Origin of the sequence: Methylomonas paludis (assembly GCF_018734325.1) — a bacterium.
Taxonomy (GTDB): domain Bacteria; phylum Pseudomonadota; class Gammaproteobacteria; order Methylococcales; family Methylomonadaceae; genus Methylomonas; species Methylomonas paludis.
Genome location: NZ_CP073754.1, coordinates 939,363 through 961,294, shown reverse-complemented (window position 1 = coordinate 961,294; position 21,932 = coordinate 939,363). Strand labels below are relative to the sequence as shown.

Genomic DNA, 21,932 nt, shown 5'->3' with positions numbered 1-21,932 from the left:
TTTTAGTTATTTATGAAAAATAATCTGATAGCCTGCGCGGTGCAGCAAGGCTGTAATAGCGGACGCGAGACCAATTTGGCCTATTCTTTACAACAGATTGAGCAGGCTGCCGGCCGCAATGCCGATCTGGTGGTGTTGCCGGAATTGCATCTTGATCATTATTTTTGCCAGAACGAGGATACCGACTGGTTTGATCTGGCCCAGCCGATACCGGCTGGCCCTGCCTGTGTCAGCCTGAGTGCTGCTGCCAAGGCTCATCAGGTGGTGGTGGTGTCGACGATTTTTGAAAAACGCGCACCGGGGCTGTATCACAATACCGCGGTGGTGTTTGACAAAGACGGCAGCATCGCCGGCACGTTCCGGAAAATGCATATTCCTGATGATCCTGGTTTTTATGAGAAGTTTTATTTTACGCCGGGGGATTTGGGCTTTAAGCCGATTAATACCTCGATAGGGAAGTTGGGGGTGCTGATCTGTTGGGATCAATGGTATCCGGAAGCGGCACGGCTGATGGCGCTGGCCGGGGCGGAATTGTTGATTTATCCCACTGCTATCGGTTGGAATCCTGATGACGATGCCGGTGAAAAGCAGCGTCAGCTGGATGCCTGGATTACTATTCAGCGCAGTCATGCGGTTGCCAATGGTATTCCGCTGATTTCTTGTAATCGTATCGGTTTTGAAGCGGCGCCGGATCAGGGCAGCGGTATTGATTTTTGGGGGAATAGTTTTATTGCCGGGCCGCAGGGCGAAATAATTGCCAGCGCTGATCATGTTCAGGATACTTTGCTGTTTGCTGAGCTGAGCGCTGAGCGTAGTGAGCAAGTGCGTCGTATTTGGCCGTTTTTACGTGACAGGCGGATTGATGAATATGCCGGTTTGGTGAAACGTTATTTGGATTAGTTTTTGGTGTTGTTGAATTTCGCTGACCTTGGTTTGATTGAGGCTGCGCTGCGAAGTCCTCGATTCCACTGCGTTGCATCGAGGCTACGGGGGCGGGGTGCGATGCGTTGTTACCAAAGGGGATTTATTGTTTACGCCAATAAAAAATGGTGCTGAGAAACACTGTTTAGCTATCTCCCGACCTAAACAAAGCTTCGCCAACACCATTATTTAACCCCTCAAACCCAGTTCAAACACCTGTATTTAAGGTTTTTTGTCACTATTCACTGTAAGCAAGCCGGGATAGCTTGGCTAGCCTTGGTACATCAGGTTTGCTTAAGGCTACCCTAGCGGTTTTGTTTGCTTTGAATAGTGGCGTTTTTTCTATTAAAGAGCATGAGGTTGCCGGCGACTTTGTCTGATAACGTCTAAAAAAATGCTTCACCAACAAACTCATAGACAAAGTTTACCGCGCACTTTGTTTAAATCAAGTCCTATGCTAAATCGATTGCCCGACCCGCTGCTTCGCTAAATTATAGATAGTTAAGCCAGCTCCATTCCGGCTTGCTGATTTTCAACTGTTCAAAACTTCGGCACAGTGGGTAGAGTAGCGCTAATACGCTTAGCCAGAGTAGATAAACAATCGGTAGGCTATAGCCATAGTCCTGCGGCAATTCCGCTACCCAAATCCCGCCGGTCATTAAGGCCGAAACTGGTCCATCATCGGCCCAGGCTACGGTAAGTGCCAATAGATGAATCAGATATAAATGCAGTAAATAGAAAAACAGCGGTGTTCTGCCGAATAAGCCCAAAAACGCCGGCCCTAGCCTGGGTAGCGCTTCAAATAGGGCCAGAACCACAAGCGCCGGTCCCAGGGTCATTAATATATACAGTAATGATGGCGGGTATTTATGACAATTTAGGAATGATAGCAGGGTAAATTCTGGTGTGGGGTATGCTTGCCAGGGTTTTGGGTCACCGTACTGATTGCTGTAACGCAGTATGATAAACGTGCCCATCAGCGTTATTCCCAGGCTAAAAAGCCGTGCCGGGCTGCGCCAGTACGGTATGCTCAGCCACTTGCCAAACCCAAAACCGATTGCCATGACGCCCAGCCAGGGAATCAGCGGGTAGTAGGGGTGCAGCAGCCAGCCATCGGCCAGTCTGATTTTAGCGCCGGTATGCAATACCGACCACCACGGGCCAAACCAGCCCAGTTCACTAGCTGACAGTGAGTCTAAGCTGTTATGTCCAATAATCATCACGCTGCCGAAAGCAATTATCCAGCTGAGCGGCAATTTGACCAGGCCGGCCAGCACTAGCATGGACCAGGCGATTGCCCAAAGTACGCCACCGTCTATCTGGCGAAAATCATGGTGAAAATTCCAGGCCAGCGCTTCGACTGTGGCGGTCAACGCCAATATAATTAAACCGCGTTTGACTAGGAAGGTGCTGATAGCGGCCTCAGTACCGCGCTGTAACCACCACAGATAGCTGCCGGCACCAGCTAAAAATACGAATACCGGCGCACAAAAATGGGTGATCCAGCGCGTCATAAACAGGGCAACCGAGGTCTGATCCAGATCGGTGGGGCTGAAGTGGGCGTTACTGAAAAAATCACGGGTATGATCCAGTGTCATTAACACCATAACCAAGCCGCGCAAACTATCTATTGAGGATATCCGCGAACCGGAAGCCTGCATATGTAATTTAGTATCTTTATTCATCAGGCCTTTTCTTAGCAACTGGAATGCGCTTTTGCTTAATATTTTTGTGACGCTATTAACCTTATTGGTGATGCGGTTAGACAAGCCTAAATTACTTTGCTATAAATGCCGCGCCGGTCAGCTGGCCTGACGGGCCATTATAAAATAATAAATTGGGCAGGAGTTCTGATGAAAAATAATAATAAAATCGCAATGATATTAGGTGCAGGTGTTTTAATGCTGGGTACCCCATACGCATCAACTTAGTATAAATTAGGCGAAATATACTGTTTAACCATATGATAAAATAGATATTATTTACTTGTAAACTAATATTCGAAATGGAAATTTTTTTAGGCTGGCGCAAACCCTGCAGTTTGTTCTGACCACTAAGTCTAACGAACTCGCCAAAGAGGGATTCATCAAACGCCAGCGTAAAATCACGGGGTCTAATTTTGTGAAAACGTTGATCTTTGGTTGGATGCAGTACTTCACACCGTCAGTCGAAGGCTTGGCTAGAGCCGGCTATACTCATGGATTAAAGATCAGCGCTCAGGGGTTGGACAAGCGCTTCACCCAAGAGGCTTGCGAATTGATGAAACGTGTTTTGGAAACAGCTCTTGCCCAAGTTGTGACTGCGAGTGTGCAAGTGGACGCTGGTATTTTAAAACCCTTTCCGGCCATTTATCTTGCGGATTGCAGCACCGTTGCTTTACCCACTGAATTGGAGACGATTTGGCCCGGGGTCGGCGGTTCCGAGAATGCGAGCAAAGCTGCCATTAAGGTTGATACGAACTTGGAAATAAAAACCGGGCAAATCCATTTTAACTTGTTGCCGGGCCGCCATTCGGACAGCCGTAGCCCTGTCGCCGAGTCTGTTTACGAAAAAGGGAGTCTACGCATACAAGATTTGGGCTATTTCAATCTAGGACGCATGAAACAACAGGCTGAACGAGGTGAATATTGGATTTCTCGCCTGCAACCCGGTACGCAAGTTTTTTCAATGGCCGGTGACCCGATAAACTTGAGTAGTCACTGTCTAAACTTACTCAAACAAGGACTGATGCGAAATGAAATCGCGGTCAAAGTGGGCGTCAAGGAACAATTGACTGTACGAATGCTATTCTGGAAATTACCGGCGGAAGAGGCGGGTCGGCGACGGGCAAAAATGCTGAATAACGGCAGAAAGCACAGCAGAATGCCTAGCGAAGCGAACCTTGCCGGGTGTGATTGGAATATACTGATCACCAATGTCGAACCTGAAAAACTTAACCATGAAGACTGTTTTGTCATGTACGGTGTTCGTTGGCAAATTGAGCTGATTTTTAAATTGTGGAAATCCCATAGCGGCCTAGGACATTCGCGCAGTGAAAAACCGGAGCGTATACTCTGTGAAATCTATGCCAAATTACTAGCGATCATCTTTCAGCACTGGATTGTGTTGACCGGACTCTGGCAAAAGCCTGATCGTAGTCTAGTCAAAGGCAATCAAATGATTAAGGAGCAATCATCGGGTTTAGCCAAATGCATGAATGATCTGGAAACATTGGCTAACTTTCTAAAAGAACTGGCGGACAGGTTCGATCATGGCTGTTCAATGAATAAGCGAAAGAAAACGCTAAACACCTGTCAACGGATAGAACTTAGGTGCGCTTATGCATAAAGGGGGACGAGCACAGATCAAACGCATAGCGGGATTGAAAGGATGTAATTCATCAGCATTTATAACATACTAATAAATAACGATTGTTTTTTAAAGTTGATGCGTATGGTTTTAATGCTGGGTACCCAACCGGTATTGGCAAAATGTAGTGATATTACCGCATCCAAACTCAACAGCGCTATTTCTACCGCTTCGAGTAAAAACGCGGTGAAATCTCAGGGTGGTTATGGTCTGAAGATGTGGATTACGGTTGTGGATGAATCCGGCAAAATTTGTGAAGTTACCACCAATGGCGCAACGGGTGCCTTGGCCGGCAATTCCGAGTGGCTGGGCAGTCGGGTGATTTCCGCTCAAAAGGCCTTTACGGCTAATGCTTTCAGTCTGGACGGTTACGCGATATCTACCGCCAATCTGTATGCTGCGGTGCAACCCGGCGGCAGTTTGTTTGGCTTGCAACACAGCAATCCGGTTGACGCGACGCTGGCCTATAGCGGCAGCCCTAGCGCTTACGGCACTAAAAGCGATCCACTGGTGGGTAAACGCATCGGCGGTGTCAATGTGTTTGGCGGCGGTTTGGCTTTATATTCCGGCGGCAAAAAAATCGGCGCTATCGGCGTTTCCGGTGACACATCCTGCCGTGACCACGCTTTTGTCTGGCAAATCAGGGAAAACCTGGGCTTTGTTCCCGGCGGCACCGGCATTACCACCAGCAATTATGATGCTGCCGGCGCTAACCCTACGCCTTTGAGTGGCGCAACACGCGGTGATGAGCTGATTCTGCAATCCGGCAGTTCTAGTTATTGGGAAGCCTGGGCGCAACCCGCCTGCCCTAATTCGGCAGTTGCGGTTGGCGCAGCAAGTGGCACTTTGCAGGACAAATAAGCGCTATCCGGCAAAAAATTCCTCTGGAGCAGGGACGCTCCTTCCAAGTATTGTTGCCAATGAAACCAAGTCCGCAATTAAAATTAGCTCTGGGGCTAGTATTGGCCCTGCCCTGTGTGCTGTTAACCGGCATACCGATCTTGGCCGCTCGTTCACCTCATTGCCCCTCTCCTCCGACAGCCACTGCCTCAATAGCTGAGGTAAATCCACCGGATTTGCCGCAATTGGCTGCGCTGGCACTCAGCGGCGGCATGGTTGCGCCTGATCCTGAAACTTTGCAGGAGGAGCAGGACATGCTGAATAATCAAGTCGAACAGGCTAAAGCCTGGCTGGATGATAGCGATGAACAGCAACGCTTAATCGGTGCCGAGCAGTTTTCGGCTTTTCCCACCCCGGAGGCGGAATTGTATCTGCGCGAAGCCCTGCAACATGATCCTGCCGATGCGGTACGCGCTGCCGCAGCCGATAGTTTGGCGGCGTTTACCAGTATTAAGCCGGAAACGCTGGATGTGCTGTTGTCTGCGCTGCAGGATTTTAATGAAGAGGTGCAAGGCCGCGCCTTTAGCACCTTACAAATTTTATATAAGCGCACCAATCCGGAAACAACCCGCACTATCCATTTGCGCCTTAAACAGTTAGTTACTTCCGGTCAGTTGAATTACGATAATCGCGAAGCTATTAATGAGTTTTTACTGGATCAAACGGGTAGTTAAGCAGTATTTTGGCTGGGTTTTATGGTTTTAGTAGTTGATTTGGGCTGGGTATTGTTGCTTTCCGCTGATGCTGGTTTGATTAAGGTTGTGCTGCGAATTCCTCGATTCCACTGCGTTGCATCGAGGCTACGGGTGGCTTTGATTAAGGCTGTGTTTGTGTTGATAGTTGATTTTGGTTGAAGCGGTGGTGGGTATTGGTGAAGTCTGCTGACGCTGGTTTGATTTAGGTTGCGCTGCGAATTCCTCGATTCCACTGCGTTGCATCGAGGCTACGGGTGGCTTTGATTTAGGCTGTGTTTGTGTTGATAGTTAATTTTGGTTGAAGCGGTGGTGGGTATTGGTGAAGTCTGCTGACGCTGGTTTGATTTAGGTTATGCTGCGAATTCCTCGATTCCACTGCGTTGCATCGAGGCTACGGGTGGCTTTGATTTAGGCTGTGTTTGTGTTGATAGTTGATTTTGGTTGAAGCGGTGGTGGGAATTGGTGAAGTCTGCTGACGCTGGTTTGATTGAGGTTGTGCTGCGAATTCCTCGATTCCACTGCGTTGCATCGAGGCTACGGGTGGCTCAGTGAGTCGCTATTTTTGCGAAAGCTTGTTTAGGGGCATCCCAGCCCCAACAAGCGGCAAAAATTACGCGACCGCTAATGCCTCCGGCGGCCCCGATTCGTCCTCCTCACCTCGTTCCGACCCAACAAGGGGATCGGAACTTCGGCTCCAAGTGACTTGACGGCGTTTCGCGATGCCTTGCAGGTTTTCTCCGCTTCGCTTCGAAAACCCGCCCGGCGCTACGCCTATCGGGGACTAAAAATCTTCGCTCCACTTACGTTCCGCTTCCAAGATTTTCAGCGGATGAGGTTGGTTAGGGTTGGCCCACATCCCCTACCGGCGCGGCAAAGCCATCCTCTACCAGGGCTTGGATGTTGCTGCCGGTGAGTGTTTGTAAAAATGCGACCAGATCGGCGCATTCTGTGGTGTTCAAGCCTAGCGGTTTAATCAGTGGTGACAGGTTTTCATTGGCGATGCCGCCCTGGTTGTAAAAATTGACCACATCGGTGAGGCTGGCCAATGCGCCGTTGTGCATATAAGGTGCGGTCAGGGCGATGTTGCGCAAGGTGGGGGTTTTGTAGCGCCAGCGGTCTGCGGGGTTCTGGCTGATTTCGTAATAGCCGAGATCGGAGGGCGCTACGCTGCTCACTGCTTGTAAACCCGCGCTATCGGCATCGATAAATTGGCCGGGGGCAATTTGCAGATGCTGTTTAGCCGGGGTTGTGCCCATTGCTGCGCCATAGCCGATGCCGGTATTGTGGGCCAGTTGGTCGGTGAACAATGCTGAGTCGGCACTAAGCAGGTGGCATTGGTTGCAGCCGGCTTTGCCGGTAAACAGGGCAAAACCGCGCTGAGCCGCTGCCGAAATGGCCTGGGTTTGTTTGGCGTAATACCAGCGATCAAACCCGGAATCTGCTGAATTGAGTGTCCGCAGGTAACTGGCCAGGGCCGCACCGATATTCTGCATATTGGCCGGTTGCCGAAACGCGGTTTTAAATCGGCGTTGATAATCCGGGTTAGCGCTGATTTTGGCGACTACACTGGCAATGGCTGGATTAGCCATTTCATTGGCGGCCAGCAGCGGCCCCCATACTTGCTGTTCCAAACGATTTTCCCGGCCATCGTGAAATAGCTTTTCGGCATAGGCTACGTTGTATAAGGTCGGGCTGTTACGTCTGACACTTCGACCTTCAATGCCTACTGCGGTGGCCATTTCATTATTGGTAAAGCCTTGCTCGGGGATATGGCACATGGCGCAGGACATGGTGTTGTTGAGCGACAGGCGGCGATCGTAAAACAATAAGCGACCCAGCTCGATTTTAGCCGGGGTGAGCGGGTTATCGGCTGGTACCGGTAATTTTGGTAAGCCTAAGGGCGGATGTTGGGCATAACTGATCAGTTTGGCCGCTTGACCGTGGCGCTGGGCTAATGCCAGCGAATGGGTCTGATAATCATTATGCTGATAATTCTGGCGGTTATCACCGGCCTGCTGCCAGGCCTGGCTCGCTGCCGGGAGTGGCGCAGCGGGACTGGGGTTAAGCAGGGCCTGGAGATCGGCGCTGACCAAGTCTGCCCGCAAAAAATCCAGGCTGTAAATATTACGAATTTTGTGCTGGGCATCAATCAGATAGACCCGTAATAAATGTGTGTATGTGCCGGTAAAACGGCCTTGGCTGTCATAAATTTTTTGCACGCTTTGTCCATAGCCATCCAGTATCGGCTGTAAAGCTGCCTCGGATGCGGTGGTTAGAAATTGCCAGTCCAGTTGTTTGGTATTAAAGCCGGCGCCGTACTGGCGCATCACTTCCGGGCTGTCATGCTGTGGATTGAAGCTTAGGGTCAGCAAGCGTAATTTACCCGCCAGTTCCGGCTGACTTTGCAGTTGACTACCGATTTTGTGCAGGATTTGGGTCGCCAAGGGACAGCCGTTGACATCATTACAGGTGCTGTAAATAAAACTCAGTAACACCGGTTTGCCCGCCATCAAGTCGTGTAGCCGCACCGGCTGATGTTCGGCAGTTAATACTTCACCATCCGCCGCTTCTCCAAGCACCGGCAAGTTGTAGTTTTCAGCAGCCAGCGCTGTGCCTACGGCTAGACCCAGCGTTAAAATACAGGCATACACGATGTTCATAAAGGCGGTATCTGGGTTATAGAGGGCGGTGGATTGCCTGGCGGCGAATCCACCTTACCGGGTCAATCTGGGCAATTACGGGGCTGTTTGCCCATATAAGGCATAGGCGCCAAACCGCATCTGGTGGGCGCGGCCCAGTTTTTCTTTGGTAAAATCAATGGCGAATTGTTCGCTGAGTTTATGGCCATCCCATTGGTAGGCTTTGAAATATTGTTCGTTATCCAGGCCTTTTTTGTCCCAGTTTGCCAGTAATGATGAGGTGTAATACAGGCGTTTGCCGTCCCAGCTGGATGAGACCATATTGACTTGGGCGCCGATTTTTTGTTCGAACACTTGTTTGGGGTGGAACGGGTCGCTGATATCAAATGCCCTGGTTTTACCATCCATGAAGGTATTAACCCATAGAGTGTTGTCGTCGCTGGCGATGGAAATATCCACCGGCAACGGTATTTTGCTGGGATCACCGATATCGGCTACGGCTTTGGCCTGCCATTGTTTTTGCTCATCCAGATATATCAGCCAGATTTTTGAGGTTAGCGCTGTACTGGTAAAGCAATAGTTGTGGTTTTCTGCCCAGGCGCAACGGATTTCCAGTGGCGCACCGGGGACATCAAATACTTTTTTGGGCCGGCGGCTGTTTAAGTCCCATTGCACAACGGTGTTGCCGAAACGTTGCATGGCGGCGGGGTCGGCCAGCATTTTGCCGAAGTCCATCATGTAATTGGACCAACCGGTAAACGAGGATGTCAGCAGCAGATTTTGACGCGGTAAAGCCCGTACATCATAGTTGTAACCATCGGCATACTGGCCGGATTTGATGGCGCCTTGCAGATTGTCGTCGGTGGGTAGCCAGTAAGTGGCTATATAATCGCCGGCATTGCTGTATTCGACCAGTGCGGTACGGCCACCGTGATCTTTATGATTTGACAATCCGGTGATCAGCATCCGCCCCGGCAAGGCGTATAAGCTGTGCGGGCCGACCACGCCACCGGACTTGGCAACGAAGTCGTTGATGGTTTTTACCAGTTTGGGTTGGCCTGGATTGCTGTGTACATCAAATATAAAAATTTTGTTGGTATCCAGGCCACCGGCCCAGAGAAATTTGCGGTCGTCGGTAAAATCGGCATGATGGGCTTCGTTACGTCCACCCACTGAAACAGTGGCGGCCACTTTGCCATATTGGGCCGATTTGGGATTGACGGCGATGGTTACCAGTTTGTCCTGTTCGTCACCCACGCCTTCGGCACCCAGGGTCCAGACGTAAACAAAATCTTCCTGTCCGGTAATTTTGGGCATATAGGGTGATGCACAGGTTTCGTCGGCGTGGGCCGAAAATTGGACGGTGCCTAGCAGTAAGGCAGCGCCGATGGCGCTTAGTTTGTATTTCATGTTGGTTCTCCCCCGAGAATGATGTGTTGCATAAAAATGCTGATGGCAGCGCGGCGATTTTATTCGGCGCGGGTCGGATCGATTATGGTTTTAATTTCTTCGATACGATTGGCCGGAAACCCGCCTAATTCGGCATGTTCCCGTATCGCCTGTTCACTGGGCGCTATATAGATGCAATAAATCTTGTCTGCGGTGACGTAGCTTTCCAGCCACTGTACTTGCGCCCCCAACTGGCGCAACACGCCGCAGGATTTAGCCGAAATACCCTGCAGTTCGGCTGCGCTGAGTTGTCCGGCACCGGGTATATCTCGTTCGATAATGTATTTAGGCATAGCTGCCTCCTTATAATAAACGACCGGTCGTCTTTAATAAGACCCCATAAATACCGGACCAGTCAACTGACTCTATCCGGCTATCACTCCAGGCTCAGGCCCGGAAATACTGATCCAGCAATTCGTCGCATACTGCCTGTAAAGGTGCCAGCGACTGTTCTACTTTCATTCGCAATAAAGCGCCCTGCCAGGTATTGAACAGTAAATCAGCCATGTTTTGGGCATCGCGATCCTTGCGCACTTTACCCTGCAGCTGACCACGTTCCAGCGCGGCTTTTTGTAAGCGGCTGTATCGGGCCACGGCATCCAGTAAGGCCTGACGGCAGATTGGGCTAGTGTCGCCGATTTCGGCCATCAGATTACCCAATAGGCAACCGCCTTTAAACCCGCTTTGCGCCACTTCCGCCACCAAATCGTGGTAATAAGCCTGCAATGCTGCCAGGCCATCCCGCTCTGGATCTTGCAGATGCCCGGCCAAACGCTGGATAAATGGTTCGATGTAATGGCTGACGGCCTCGGCGGCAAATTGTTCTTTGCTGGCGAAATAACTGTAAAACGAACCTTTCGGAATGTTTACCGTGACCAGAATTTCTTGCAAGCCGCTACCGTGATAACCTTTTTCCAATAATAGGGTGACGCCTTGATCCAGCAGTCTGGTTTTTTTACTGTATTTGTCGGCAACTTTGCGCATGGCAATAATATACGACCGGTCGTCTACAAATGTCAAGCTATCTTATGATTACCAACTCGCCAGCTTGCTGCGATTGCTTATGGCGGCTTTATTAGTTGTTATAATATATCGGCGATAGCCCGATAGCGCGCCAGGTGACTGGGTTCGCGAAACGGCAGGAAGGCATCAAAACTCCAGCCGATTTCGCCAAAATGATCTACCGGCCAATCGGGCAAATGTTCGTGGCCGGGGCGTAAGGCTGATTGTCTGGTGACGACGCCGTCGTTTATTTCACCATAAATATCGCCTATATAGGCAGCCAGTTTGAACAGTAGTAATTCATGCCCGGCCAGCGCTGCGTTGCCGGCTACTTCGAGATAGCGGATGTTCGGCACATCGGCCACTGTGGCATTAAATTGCAGCGCTGCCGCACTGCTGAGATCATGCAATGCACCGGCATTGACTTGCAACCAATCCCGTATGATTTGGGGTATATGCTGAAACAGCGGTTCAGTTGGATTCAGAATGGCATCTGCCACTGGTGAACCTTGATGCGGGGTGCCGATTGTAACCAAGGTTTTGACTTGCGCCGCCAGTTGCGAATCTGCGGCTAAAGCTTGCCGGGCATCTAGTCCGCCCATACTATGGGCAATGATATGCACCGGCTGGTTTTCTGGCCAGGCATTTTTAATTGCCGTAGTTAATTGTGCGGCACGTTGTTGTACACTGCCAATTGGGTTGACCTGCGGCGCCAGTACCTGGTGACCTTGCCGGCGCAAATGTCCCAGCACGCCGTTAAAATAATCTATCGGCAAGCGGCCATTACCGCCAAACCCTAAAACTCCGTGTGCAAGTACTATATTTTTAGCCATAAAACATCCTCTGTCCAAAAGCGTTTACATGAATTGTTGCGCCTGTCTATTATAGAACATCAATAAACAAAGTTATTTTTCGCTGCTGAGCATTTTGCCTAGTTTTTAATTTAAGCCAATAATTAAAGCCATGTTTGGGTTAATTGCGATTTGGACAGCAGTAGAGGCCATTGTAAACCTCCCTTGCCTTTATTTGATAACGGCTACGCTGCGAATCCCTCGATTCCACTACCTTGCATCGAGGCTACGGGCCTGCTTAAATAGCCGATTTTTCTGGTAAAGAAAAAGCTGAACTTGTCGGCGCCAGGTTTTTTGCGGTAGCAAAATGCCAAACTGTCTGTGAAGTTTGGCGGCTTGCCTGATAGCGCAGCCAGCCTACCGGGTTGACGGGCAAATGCGTGAACTCAATTAATATTAGCTTGCTTGCAGTCAAGCTTGAGTATAATTCGCGCTGGCTTTTTATTGATTGGGAATTGCAAAATGTTACGCATTGAATCAACTATCTTACGGCTCTATTATCGTCTGGCTGCCTGGCCGCGCTATCAACAGGTGTTGGACTTGCCGCCTTTGCAGCGCTGGGGTACATTTGCCGGGGTATTCCTACTCCTGCAATTACTGGTGTTTGGTAGTTTATATCTGATTTTTGATGGCGTGGTTGTGCTTGGTTTTCTATGCAGTATTCTGGCCGGCTTAGGTACCGGGGTAGGTGCTTTACCAGCCTTGTACATGAAGGATATTTCCCAACGTCTGTTTAGCAGTATGCTGGGCGCTGCGGCCGGGGTTATGCTGGCAGCAACGGCGTTTTCGCTACTGATGCCGGGTATTGATTTTGGTAATCAGCTCTGGCCGGGACTGGGTATTTGGGTCGTTGCTGCCGGTATAGCGCTGGGCGCCTTGTTTATACATGTGGCTGATGAACGTCTGCCGCATTTGCATTTTGATACTGTTGCCGGTAACAGCCTGGATTCCATGGAAAAAATCTCGCTGTTCATTATTGCCATTACCATCCATAATTTTCCGGAAGGCTTGGCTGTGGGGGTGAGTTTTGGCAATGGCGATATGAAAAATGGCTTGGCGTTATCTATCGCTGTCGGTTTACAGAATATACCGGAAGGTCTGGCCGTTGCGCTGCCGCTGGTGGGCTTAGGCTTTAATAAATGGCGGGCTGTGGCGCTGGCAACATTGACCGGACTGGTGGAGCCGATCGGCGGTTTTCTGGGAATTACCATGGTATCGCTGTTTTCGGCCATTTTGCCGGTGGCGATGGGTTTTGCCGCTGGGGCGATGTTATTTGTGATTACTGAAGAGATTATTCCGGAAACCCACATCAACGGCAAATGCCGTTATGCCACTTTCGCTTTAATGTTGGGGTTTATTGTGATGATGTTGCTGGACACAGTTATGTTTTAAGCAGTTAAAACATAACTTCCGTCCCGTACGGCGTGTGGGCATTACAATATTTTGCTTGGCCCACCGACGTTTATTTTCAGCAAAAAAACGCTTATGCCTTATGTGTATTGTAACGGCGCCGCATCACTGTAAATGCTGCCAATCCGCTACCAAATAATAAGCTGCTCATGGGCAGCGGCACGGCTGATAATGAACTTAAACCCCGGACGGTCAAACCGCTAACTGAGCTTAAATCCTGATTGTTAAACGCATCAATCAACGGTTTAAGCCTGCCGGAATCGGGAACATTCAACACATTGCTGTATAAGTAAATCGATTCGCCAAGATTGCCGCCGGTAAAACGCACTTGATTCGACCATGAGGGTAAAAACTCTGTGGCAAAACCAAAGGTATTTTGTGCGGTACTGTAGCCAAAGTCGGTGACCGCTGCATCATACAATACCGCAGATGTCGTTGGTACTGACACTCCAGTATCTCCAGCCAGGACAACAGCAGCTTTTGGTGAAAACTCACCAATAATGCTGAAACGATCACTGTCACTGGCCACAAAATGCCCCGCCGCATCGAAATTTGCAGTTAAGGTAAACGTGGTGGCCTTTCCAGTATAAACACCAGAGTTATCCGGGGCGAAAAAGTTAAAGGCTGCACTACCGTTTACAGTGGCGCTAACCGTTAAGGTATAGCTATTGGCATTATTTTCAGTAACATGCAAGGTTTGGGCTCGGTTAAAAAAGCTCCAGTCATTGACATTTGGCACTTTACCCGAAGTTAAAACCGAGTTCAAATCCGGTATGACAATGGCGGCCTGCACCGGATGACCAATGCACAGCAATACCAACGGTAAACTAATTAATTTGGATTTCATAAACTATCCTCCTTATCCTTAGGGAATGAACCGAACCGATTAGATTAACTAATCCGGTTGCGGTTTTATAGCATGGAGCGCTTAGTTTAAGCCTGTTGATTTACGACGCTGAGCTGCGCTTAACAGAGCAAGCCCCGCCACCATCATCAGCCAGCTTTCTGTTTCAGGCACCGCTACAACAGCTGATTGCAATCCGGAAATCGATAATGCCGAACCGTAAGAGTTATCAAATTGATTGCTTACTACAAAATACAAAGGCCCATTGTAACCACTCCAAAAGATGTGGCTAAAGTGACCGGAAATTTCGCCAGCAACCGGCTCACCCAGAATAGAACCGGTGGCAGAAGGGTTGGCTGTGGTGACATCACCTAATTGATAGCTTGTGCCCCCAAACAAAACCTGTGAAAAATCGTTGGCAACTGTGTCAGTGGTTGAAAAAGTCCAGTCGAAACTCACCTCGGTGTGGGGTGCCAGGTTGATATTGCCGGAAAGCTCGGAACCGAATGTGCCTGGGTTACCAAAACCGTCAGTAAAACCTGAGGTATCGAAACTTGATGTATAGGTGGCACCGCTGTCATCGCCGGTATAAAGTGTCGCTGTGTTGCCGACAAAGCTAACCAGATTGCTGTCGCTGACGGTTGAGCCGGTCAGATCTATTACACCAGCAGATACATTACTGATACCACTCACTAATAGTTGGCTAACGAAAACCACGCTTGATAATAATTTAAATTTGTTCATCACTAACTCCTTAAATTTGTCCGGTTTATGCTAAATTAAAATTTGCCGCTCTTTAACAAAAAGCAAAAAATATACCAAATATTATATTCTTCCCTATTGCTTTATCTTTACACCAATAATACTTACATAACTGATGGTTAGGAATCGCCATAAACCACCAATGCAAAGTTTACCTGCTGCTCAGGGCCCGAATTTAATTGAGCTGTGTTATTTGACGCAATAAAATTAGGTCATTTACCACACTCAATACCATCCTCGCTGAGGAGTGATTCACTAACGCAATCGGGCGCGACGAACGGATAAATAACTGGCATAGACTGTTCGTATATCTATTTTAGCCAGCTAATGTGAAGATTGTGTTAAATGAAGATTTATTTTTACAAATAATTGATGGGGCCGCAATCAAAATACAATAAGCAATTAACATACCCAAATTTTTCAGCTTATGTTTTGTTTAAACTTAAAGACCTGCGGACAAGGTTTTTACGGTCAAAATAGATAGTAATCAGTTGATTTAAAACAATTTTAAATTTATTAATCAGACTAAATATTAAATTTTCCGGCCATGAAAATGGCTATTGTCCACCTAGTAAATCCTTGATTTTGCCAAAAAAGTGTTGGAATATCAGCAGCAAACAAGCAGCACCTGCTATAAAACCAACACTTCATCGGTTAGGTTTTAGTAGATAGTCGTTTTTGTTTCGCTAAACAAATCAAAAAACCAACTGAGCGCCGATTGCCGCAACGCGGAATAGCGGTTGTGGGCTACCAATTACCGCGACCACACAAACATAGTCTTGCAAAAGACCGGGGCCAGGGTTTGAACAAGTTTGGCTTGAACCGGCAAAACCAACGCCGATTATCAATTAAGCTTCTGTTATCTCAGTCAATTCGTAGTTACTGACTTTGGTAATGGAGACGCTGTTCGGGGTCAGGCTGAGGGCGTATTCACCGTTTAACAGCCCCTGCAATTCACGACCGGCCATATTATAACGCCATCCTTGCAGCAATAAACAGTCTTCTTCCTCGAACAAAAGCTGTTCCAGATCTTTACGGCTGGCGAGTATCACTGGATTTAGTGAGTTTTCCTCGGCACGCACCCTTACCACAGAGCTTAACACATCCAGAACTGCTTCATGTTGTTGGGTTTTTTTGATCGGCCGATCTTTTTCATTCAAAGGTTTGGGTGGCCGCTGCCGAGCAGCATCTATGAGTTCACAGACTATTTTGCCGTAGCGGCTGACTGTGCGTTCGTTGATATTGCGAATTTTTGCCAGTTCCGCCAAGGTCACCGGCTGTAATTTAGCTAATTCCAGCAGAAAATCATCTTGCAATAGCCAGTTGCGGGGTTTGTTTTCCGCTTGGGCGGTACGTTCACGCCATTCGCTGAGGGCTTGCAAGATGGAAAGTTGTTTGCCGGTAAGTTTGTTTTTACCGCGAATCCGCAACCAGGCATTTTCCGGAGACATTTGATAAAGCTCGGGATCGTTCAATAATTGAAAATCGCTGTTTAGCCAGTCACGCCGTCCCAGTTTTTCCAGTTGTTCGCTCATCAAGGTGTATATTTTGCACAAATAGATGACGTCATCGGCAGCATATTGAACTTGATCGGCACTGAGCGGGCGTTCTGACCAGTCAGTGCGGGTATGGGCTTTATTCAGGTTAACATTCAAAAAGCTGGAAACCAGCATGGCGTAACCAGGGTTTTCCTGAAATCCAAGTAAGGGCGCGGCGATCTGGGTATCGAATATCGGCCCGGGGATTTTGCCGGTTAGCTGGTAAAAAATCTCCAGATCCTGACGGCAGGCATGCAGCACTTTGACGATTTGGGGGTTATAGATGGCGTCTAGTAAAGGCTGTAAATCGGTTATCGCAATGGGATCGACACAAGCCACCCAATCCGGGCTGGCGATTTGCAACAGGCAAAACTTGGGATAATAGGTTTTTTCTCTTAAAAATTCGGTATCTAAAGCAATCCAGGGCTGCTGACTGATAGCCTCACAAAGTGCGGGGAGTTGGGCCGAGGTATTAATATATTGGATAGTCATGGTCTATGGCGATGTTCAAAGCGCAGCCGCTCAGTATGGCGGCTTAATATGGGCTTATTGTACTATTCTGAACTTTTAATTTATCAACTATTTAGGCTATTTCTGCGAAAATTGGCCTGGAATTTGTAAAAACTTGGCTTTTTTGCGGTGGAATTGGTCTGTTTGCGGACATAATCTCTGATTGGAGAGCAAATTTGCGGATATGTTCCGACTTGGCTGGGGCTGATGCGGCTTGGTAAGCTATGATTTGCCGGCATTATAATTCAGTGATTACCCTGATTTTTATCAGGTTTATGTGTTTAATTTTTAACTGGTTTGCGTTTATTTTTGATGCGTTTGATGGCCAGTTTGCGCTCATTGATGCTGGCTTCGGTCAATAATTGAAAAATATCGGCCGGCATACCGTCCGGTAGCTCAACCAGGGTATGATCGTGGCGGATTTCGATTTTGCCGATGCGTTTGATATCCACGCCCGCTTCGGAAATTAACACGGCTTGTATTTGCTCCCTGGCAACCTGATGCTGGCTGCCAATATCCAGCCGGTACCGCACAAAGCGGTAGTTGTTTTTGGCCGGTTTCGGCACCGGCAACTGATTACTGGTTTTGACTGGCGGTGGCTGTTGTTTATAGAGTAACGCGGCGGCACAATCCAGTACGCTGATGTTCAGGCGTTCCGCACTGCGCTGAATTAAGTGGCGCTGCTTATCCAGATTTTGTAAAACGATAATCTGCTCAAGACTGGCCGCCAGGGCTGCGGCCTGTTGTTCGGTATCGTCCGGTACTGTACTGACCATTTAGAGCCTGTCCATATCAACTTCAACAAAAGCTTCGTCCCGCAATCGCCTTAACCATAATTCGGTTTCTTCTTCGATTTTACGTTTGCGGATTTCGTCCCTGACCCGGTCTTTCTTGAATTGCTCACTATTGTCCTGACTTTCGCGGGCCATGACCTGAATGATGTGCCAGCCAAACTGGGTTTGTACCGGCGGGCTGGTTTCATTGATTTCCAGCTTGTTCATGGCTTCTTCAAAAGGCTGCACTAAGGCGCCGGGTACAACCCAATCCAGGCTGCCGCCGTTGATGGCAGAGCCTTTGTCGTCGGAATGGGTGCGGGCCAGGGTGGCAAAGTCTTCACCGGCTTTGAGGCGGTCGATGATGGTCAGCAAGCGTTTACGGGCTTCATTATCGTCGATCAATTCATTGGTTTTGATCAAGATATGCCGCACTTTGGTTTTGGTCACTATATGCTGGCCTGCGCCTTCAATTTCCAGGATTTTGATGATGTGAAAACCGCTGGGACTGCGAATCGGATCGGAAATTTCACCTTGATTCATGCCGATGACGCTGTCGGCAAACAGTGTGGGAATCTGGCTCAGGGTACGCCAGCCCAAATCTCCGCCTTTTAAGGCGTTATCGTCATTGGAAACACTGATTGCGGTTTGTTTGAAGTCTTTGCCGGCCCGCAGATCACTGACTACCTGATCGGCTTTTTCTTTGGCTTTTTGAATGGCACTGGCTGAGGCAGCTTCTGAGACGGCAATCAGAATGTGGCCAAGCCGATATTGGGAATTTGTCTGCCCGGCTCTGCTTTGGGTTTCCATGTAATGCGCAACTTCGGCATCGGTAACTTTGATGCGGGAACCGATTTCACGGCCACGCAGTTGATTGACGGCAATCTCATTGCGCAGATTGTCTTCAAATTTTTTAAATTCCAGGCCTTGCCGGCTCAGCTCCTGCTGAAAATCCTCGACTGACATGCCGTTACGGGCCGCAATGTCGGCAACGGAATTGCGCAGCATTTCATCACTGACCTGAATCCCGGAACGGGTGGCCAGTTGGCGCTGTAATTTATCGATGACCATGCGTTCCAATACTTGTTTGCGCAGCACAAAATCCGGCGGCATCATGACATTGCTGCTGCGCAGTTTGGCGCTGACGGCGGCGACTTCCTGATTAAGCTCACGCTCCAGTATTACATCATCTTCGACTACTGCCACGATTCTTTCCAAAGTTTCGGCCTGGGCAACCAGGCCCAATCCTTGCGCTAACAGCCATAGGCCAATAATAAATATCTTCATCATGCTTAGTTAAAGTATCCGGCTCGGTGATAACCGTTCAGGTTGGTTTGCAGGAAAGTATCGACGTCGTCGCCAAAACCGGACAAACCTTTTAACTCCAATTGGACGAAAAAGGCATTTTCCGGAGTCAGGTTGGAGGGTACATAGCTGGAGGTGGTGGCACCATTGATGTAACGTCTGCCGATCAGGCGCAGCCGCCAGCAACAGTTTTCTTTTTCCAGACCAATAAAGCTTTCGGTAGTTTTATCGAAATTTAAGGAATATTGCCAGCGCCCCAGAATAACCCACTCGTTAAATAAGGGCCAGCGGAATGAGGCATCGGCCAGCGAGATGGTGGCTAGGGCATTGGTGGAACCGGATACTATGCTGGGCGCCAGCAAGGGGTTGGCGGTGGCACTGCGGTAACGATAACCGATATCAAAAATTTTGTCCGGCTGATCGCGGTATTTCAATACCGCCTGGCCGCGGGCAAAGCGGTTATCCTGAGCATTCCACTGCGCCCCGGTCAGGTAGGACAGGTGTTCATCAATCTGGCCACTGACTTCGGTGATTATATTGGAGGTTTTACTGGTCTGGATCGGCACTGAGGTCAGATTGGTCTGGTTCAAGGATGTCAGGGTGACGGTACGATCCTGGAAGTAAAAAATCTGGCCTAGACTGACTTTTAACGGCTCTAAACCGGTTTTGTTGTTGATATATCGGCTGGTTCCGGCTACTGTCACCTGATTGGCGTCTTGTAAGCGGTCGTAGCCGCTATAGCTGTTTTCGCGGAATAAGCTGTTGAAGTTGGGATCATAAGCGGTGGTATCAAAAACCGGTATATCGCTTTGATTTTTGCGCGGGATATATAAATAAAATAAGCGCGGCTCAATAATGTTGTTATAAGCGCCATCGGTAAAATCCATCGATTTTTCCACCATTAAGCCACTATCCACCGAGAATATGGGTAAGGTGCGGTTGATGGATGCCGCCAAGCCGTTGACATTTTGATTGCTTAACTGGTATTGCGTGGATTGCACTGAAAACTTGGGTATAAAGAAGCCGGCACTGGACTCAAACGGTGTGGAAATCGACGGCTGCACCATCATCCGCTGACCGTTGACCAGGCTGGGATGGTAAAAGTCGCTATACTGAGTATCCATGCCTATCCGCAACGGCATACCTTCAAAATTGTGATTCATTTTCAGGCTTAATTTGGGCAAAACGTCGTAAGGCAGTGCGCTGCTTTGGATGGTGGGGTCGACCGATTGATAGTGCTGGATAGCGGTAGAAACACTCAGGTCTTGTATGCCGTAGTTAAGATTGGCCTGACTGTGCAGAAAGCTGTTTCTTTGCACGCCCAAGGCGTTGTTTAAATCGTTGAAATAGGTTTTGTCGGAAACAAAGTTTAAATCAACCATTGAGTTTAAATGATTGGTAAAATTGGTTTTGTCCTTGAGGCTGACCTGATAGCGCGAGGTATGCAGTTTTTGGTCATTGGGCATAAATTCGGCACCAAAACTACCTTGAGATATGCTGGTCAAATAACGCAGTTTGTTGCTTAGCATTTCCCCCCGTCCGGAGAAATAACGCGGGGTGATGATGGTATCGACATTGGGGGCAATATTCCAGTAGTAGGGGGCGGCGACATAAAAGCCGGAACGCTGAGTACTACCCCAGGTGGGCGCCATGAATCCGGACAGCCTGCGTTTGTCGGTTGGGAATGAGATGTAAGGGGTGTAGATCACCGGCGCGCCCTTAAACTCCAGCCAGGCATTTTTAGCCGTACCCTTGCCGCTGTCTTTGTCTATCTTCAGGCTGGAGGCGTGGATAATCCAGTCCTGATTGCCGGGCGCACAACTGGTAAATTCGGTTTGGGTGTAACGCGACTGGGATTTATTATCTCTGAACATGGCAGCGGCCCGCCCCCGTAATGGGCCGTCGCCGGAGATAAACAGCGCATTTCTCATCCGCGCTTCGTCGGTATTCATCCGTAATGCCATACTGTCGCTGGCCAAAGCCAACGTACTTTCCCGATAAGTGACATTACCCTGAGCATCCATGGTTTCGGCTACAGTATCATAACTGGCTTGATCGGCTTTAAGATGCTGGTCGGCACGTACCAAGTCGACATTACCGGCAAAATTAAGCACTTCACCCTGAAAAGCTTCGCTAAAATCGGCCGTGACATCGGTTACGGCATTGTCACGTGCTGCAGCGGATACGCCCACCATTTTGGGTTTTCTACCCGACCAGTTCTCGCAACCTTGCCAGGGATCCTGGTTAAATTCGCTACGCAGTTGCTGAAACTGCATTTCCTGACGATGGCTAAAAGTTGGTGTCAGTAATCTGAATGAGTTGGACTCATTGCTGATAGCCACCGGCTGAGCTTCACCGTGCTGGTCGGTGCCAACCAGATTACAATTCCAGGCTGACTTTTCGCTGCCGGACAAACAAGTCCAACCATCCGGCTGCCCTTCCGCTGCAACAGGCGGTGCCGCCGCAGGCTTTGGTTCAACTTTTTGCAATTGCGGTTTCTGGTTTTCGGTAATATGCACCCGATGCTTTGCCGGCGCTGGCTTGACTGTTTCGCTGACTGCTGCGGGTTGCGGTTGACTGGCCGGTAGGGGCTGTTGGGTTTTGGCGCTAGGCGCAGCTAAATTTGGGCCAGATCCGGCATCGGTTGCTCCGGCAATATCCGGGGCAGGTGCGGGTACGGCCACTGGCTTAGGGCCAGGACTGGACTCAAGCGGCACAGTTTGCGGCGCAGCTATTATTTCGGCTTGAGCCGCTTGCGGCTTTTTCTCGGTTTTGATGATCTGTGGTTTAGCAGGTTCCGGCGCAGGTGTACCCTGATTTAGACAGGTCCACTCGCCATTGCTGTTTTGCTCACAATCCCATGCTGAGTTGCCAACCGCCTGGACTAGTCCGGGGAACAATAGTAGCGTAAGCCAAAAATTAAAAAACCAATGATTCATGTATGAGGAAAAACGGCTAATTATACTTAGCAGAATAAAAATCGAA

Annotated in this window: 17 protein-coding genes; 5 read left to right on the top strand and 12 right to left on the bottom strand. The window is 49.1% G+C overall.

What is annotated here, in order from left to right; all coding sequences use genetic code 11:
• Nucleotides 1-12 precede the first annotated feature (12 nt).
• Nucleotides 13-900, top strand: coding sequence for a carbon-nitrogen hydrolase (locus tag KEF85_RS04475; RefSeq protein ID WP_215583520.1), 888 nt, complete (start codon nucleotides 13-15; stop codon nucleotides 898-900).
• Nucleotides 901-1,412: 512 nt separating this feature from the next.
• On the opposite strand, the gene KEF85_RS04470 is transcribed toward KEF85_RS04475, so the two are convergent.
• Complete coding sequence (locus tag KEF85_RS04470; protein ID WP_246535036.1) at nucleotides 1,413-2,606, bottom strand: acetyltransferase domain-containing protein; 1,194 nt, start codon at nucleotides 2,604-2,606, stop codon at nucleotides 1,413-1,415.
• Between the two features lie 313 nt (nucleotides 2,607-2,919).
• Between KEF85_RS04470 and KEF85_RS04465 the strand changes: the two genes are divergently transcribed.
• The 3 genes from KEF85_RS04465 (at nucleotide 2,920) to KEF85_RS04455 (ending at nucleotide 5,843) form a co-directional block, all read left to right on the top strand.
• Nucleotides 2,920-4,248, top strand: a complete 1,329-nt coding sequence (locus KEF85_RS04465; RefSeq protein ID WP_215585005.1) for an IS4 family transposase — start codon at nucleotides 2,920-2,922, stop codon at nucleotides 4,246-4,248.
• 99 nt (nucleotides 4,249-4,347) lie between these two features.
• Entirely contained in the window at nucleotides 4,348-5,130 is a 783-nt protein-coding gene (locus KEF85_RS04460) for a GlcG/HbpS family heme-binding protein (RefSeq protein ID WP_215583519.1), read from the top strand.
• A gap of 59 nt (nucleotides 5,131-5,189) precedes the next feature.
• Nucleotides 5,190-5,843, top strand: a complete 654-nt coding sequence (locus KEF85_RS04455; RefSeq protein WP_215583518.1) for a HEAT repeat domain-containing protein — start codon at nucleotides 5,190-5,192, stop codon at nucleotides 5,841-5,843.
• 860 nt (nucleotides 5,844-6,703) lie between these two features.
• Here KEF85_RS04455 and KEF85_RS04450 read toward each other — a convergent pair.
• The 5 genes from KEF85_RS04450 to KEF85_RS04430 form a co-directional block, all read right to left on the bottom strand.
• A complete protein-coding gene (locus KEF85_RS04450; RefSeq protein WP_215583517.1) occupies nucleotides 6,704-8,524 on the bottom strand; it encodes a cytochrome c peroxidase in 1,821 nt (606 codons plus the stop codon).
• A gap of 75 nt (nucleotides 8,525-8,599) precedes the next feature.
• A complete protein-coding gene (gene mtoX, locus KEF85_RS04445) occupies nucleotides 8,600-9,913 on the bottom strand; it encodes a methanethiol oxidase (RefSeq protein WP_215583516.1) in 1,314 nt (437 codons plus the stop codon).
• 59 nt (nucleotides 9,914-9,972) lie between these two features.
• The gene (locus KEF85_RS04440) at nucleotides 9,973-10,245 is read right to left on the bottom strand and encodes a DUF4242 domain-containing protein (protein ID WP_215583515.1); all 273 of its coding nucleotides are present in this window, start codon (nucleotides 10,243-10,245) and stop codon (nucleotides 9,973-9,975) included.
• A 94-nt stretch (nucleotides 10,246-10,339) separates the two neighbouring features.
• Complete coding sequence (locus KEF85_RS04435) at nucleotides 10,340-10,936, bottom strand: TetR/AcrR family transcriptional regulator (RefSeq protein WP_215583514.1); 597 nt, start codon at nucleotides 10,934-10,936, stop codon at nucleotides 10,340-10,342.
• A gap of 98 nt (nucleotides 10,937-11,034) precedes the next feature.
• Nucleotides 11,035-11,787, bottom strand: a complete 753-nt coding sequence (locus KEF85_RS04430) for a PGAP1-like alpha/beta domain-containing protein (RefSeq protein WP_215583513.1) — start codon at nucleotides 11,785-11,787, stop codon at nucleotides 11,035-11,037.
• A gap of 480 nt (nucleotides 11,788-12,267) precedes the next feature.
• Here KEF85_RS04430 and KEF85_RS04425 point away from each other — a divergent pair, with 480 nt between their 5' ends.
• A complete protein-coding gene (locus KEF85_RS04425) occupies nucleotides 12,268-13,197 on the top strand; it encodes a ZIP family metal transporter (RefSeq protein WP_215583512.1) in 930 nt (309 codons plus the stop codon).
• A 91-nt stretch (nucleotides 13,198-13,288) separates the two neighbouring features.
• On the opposite strand, the gene KEF85_RS04420 is transcribed toward KEF85_RS04425, so the two are convergent.
• From KEF85_RS04420 to KEF85_RS04395, 6 genes are all read right to left on the bottom strand, one after another.
• Complete coding sequence (locus tag KEF85_RS04420) at nucleotides 13,289-14,062, bottom strand: VPLPA-CTERM sorting domain-containing protein (RefSeq protein WP_215583511.1); 774 nt, start codon at nucleotides 14,060-14,062, stop codon at nucleotides 13,289-13,291.
• Between the two features lie 81 nt (nucleotides 14,063-14,143).
• On the bottom strand, nucleotides 14,144-14,803 hold the full coding sequence (locus KEF85_RS04415; RefSeq protein WP_215583510.1) for a hypothetical protein: 660 nt from the start codon (nucleotides 14,801-14,803) through the stop codon (nucleotides 14,144-14,146).
• 866 nt (nucleotides 14,804-15,669) lie between these two features.
• Nucleotides 15,670-16,851 (bottom strand): ribonuclease D, encoded by a 1,182-nt coding sequence (gene rnd, locus KEF85_RS04410; RefSeq protein ID WP_215583509.1) that lies wholly within the window; start codon nucleotides 16,849-16,851, stop codon nucleotides 15,670-15,672.
• A gap of 299 nt (nucleotides 16,852-17,150) precedes the next feature.
• A complete protein-coding gene (locus KEF85_RS04405; RefSeq protein WP_215583508.1) occupies nucleotides 17,151-17,645 on the bottom strand; it encodes a DbpA RNA binding domain-containing protein in 495 nt (164 codons plus the stop codon).
• Entirely contained in the window at nucleotides 17,646-18,932 is a 1,287-nt protein-coding gene (locus KEF85_RS04400; protein WP_485020544.1) for a peptidylprolyl isomerase, read from the bottom strand.
• Between the two features lie 2 nt (nucleotides 18,933-18,934).
• A complete protein-coding gene (locus tag KEF85_RS04395; protein ID WP_215583507.1) occupies nucleotides 18,935-21,886 on the bottom strand; it encodes an LPS assembly protein LptD in 2,952 nt (983 codons plus the stop codon).
• Nucleotides 21,887-21,932 lie beyond the last annotated feature (46 nt).

Coding starts and splice junctions, on each gene's coding strand:
- KEF85_RS04455 (WP_215583518.1), top strand. CDS start 5,190: ATGAAACCAAGTCCGCAATTAAAATTAGCTCTGGGGCTAGTATTGGCC.
- KEF85_RS04470 (WP_246535036.1), bottom strand. CDS start 2,606: ATGAATAAAGATACTAAATTACATATGCAGGCTTCCGGTTCGCGGATA.
- KEF85_RS04425 (WP_215583512.1), top strand. CDS start 12,268: ATGTTACGCATTGAATCAACTATCTTACGGCTCTATTATCGTCTGGCT.
- KEF85_RS04395 (WP_215583507.1), bottom strand. CDS start 21,886: ATGAATCATTGGTTTTTTAATTTTTGGCTTACGCTACTATTGTTCCCC.
- KEF85_RS04430 (WP_215583513.1), bottom strand. CDS start 11,787: ATGGCTAAAAATATAGTACTTGCACACGGAGTTTTAGGGTTTGGCGGT.
- KEF85_RS04415 (WP_215583510.1), bottom strand. CDS start 14,803: ATGAACAAATTTAAATTATTATCAAGCGTGGTTTTCGTTAGCCAACTA.
- KEF85_RS04450 (WP_215583517.1), bottom strand. CDS start 8,524: ATGAACATCGTGTATGCCTGTATTTTAACGCTGGGTCTAGCCGTAGGC.
- KEF85_RS04400 (WP_485020544.1), bottom strand. CDS start 18,932: ATGATGAAGATATTTATTATTGGCCTATGGCTGTTAGCGCAAGGATTG.
- KEF85_RS04435 (WP_215583514.1), bottom strand. CDS start 10,936: ATGCGCAAAGTTGCCGACAAATACAGTAAAAAAACCAGACTGCTGGAT.
- mtoX (WP_215583516.1), bottom strand. CDS start 9,913: ATGAAATACAAACTAAGCGCCATCGGCGCTGCCTTACTGCTAGGCACC.
- KEF85_RS04475 (WP_215583520.1), top strand. CDS start 13: ATGAAAAATAATCTGATAGCCTGCGCGGTGCAGCAAGGCTGTAATAGC.
- KEF85_RS04420 (WP_215583511.1), bottom strand. CDS start 14,062: ATGAAATCCAAATTAATTAGTTTACCGTTGGTATTGCTGTGCATTGGT.
- rnd (WP_215583509.1), bottom strand. CDS start 16,851: ATGACTATCCAATATATTAATACCTCGGCCCAACTCCCCGCACTTTGT.
- KEF85_RS04405 (WP_215583508.1), bottom strand. CDS start 17,645: ATGGTCAGTACAGTACCGGACGATACCGAACAACAGGCCGCAGCCCTG.
- KEF85_RS04460 (WP_215583519.1), top strand. CDS start 4,348: ATGCGTATGGTTTTAATGCTGGGTACCCAACCGGTATTGGCAAAATGT.
- KEF85_RS04440 (WP_215583515.1), bottom strand. CDS start 10,245: ATGCCTAAATACATTATCGAACGAGATATACCCGGTGCCGGACAACTC.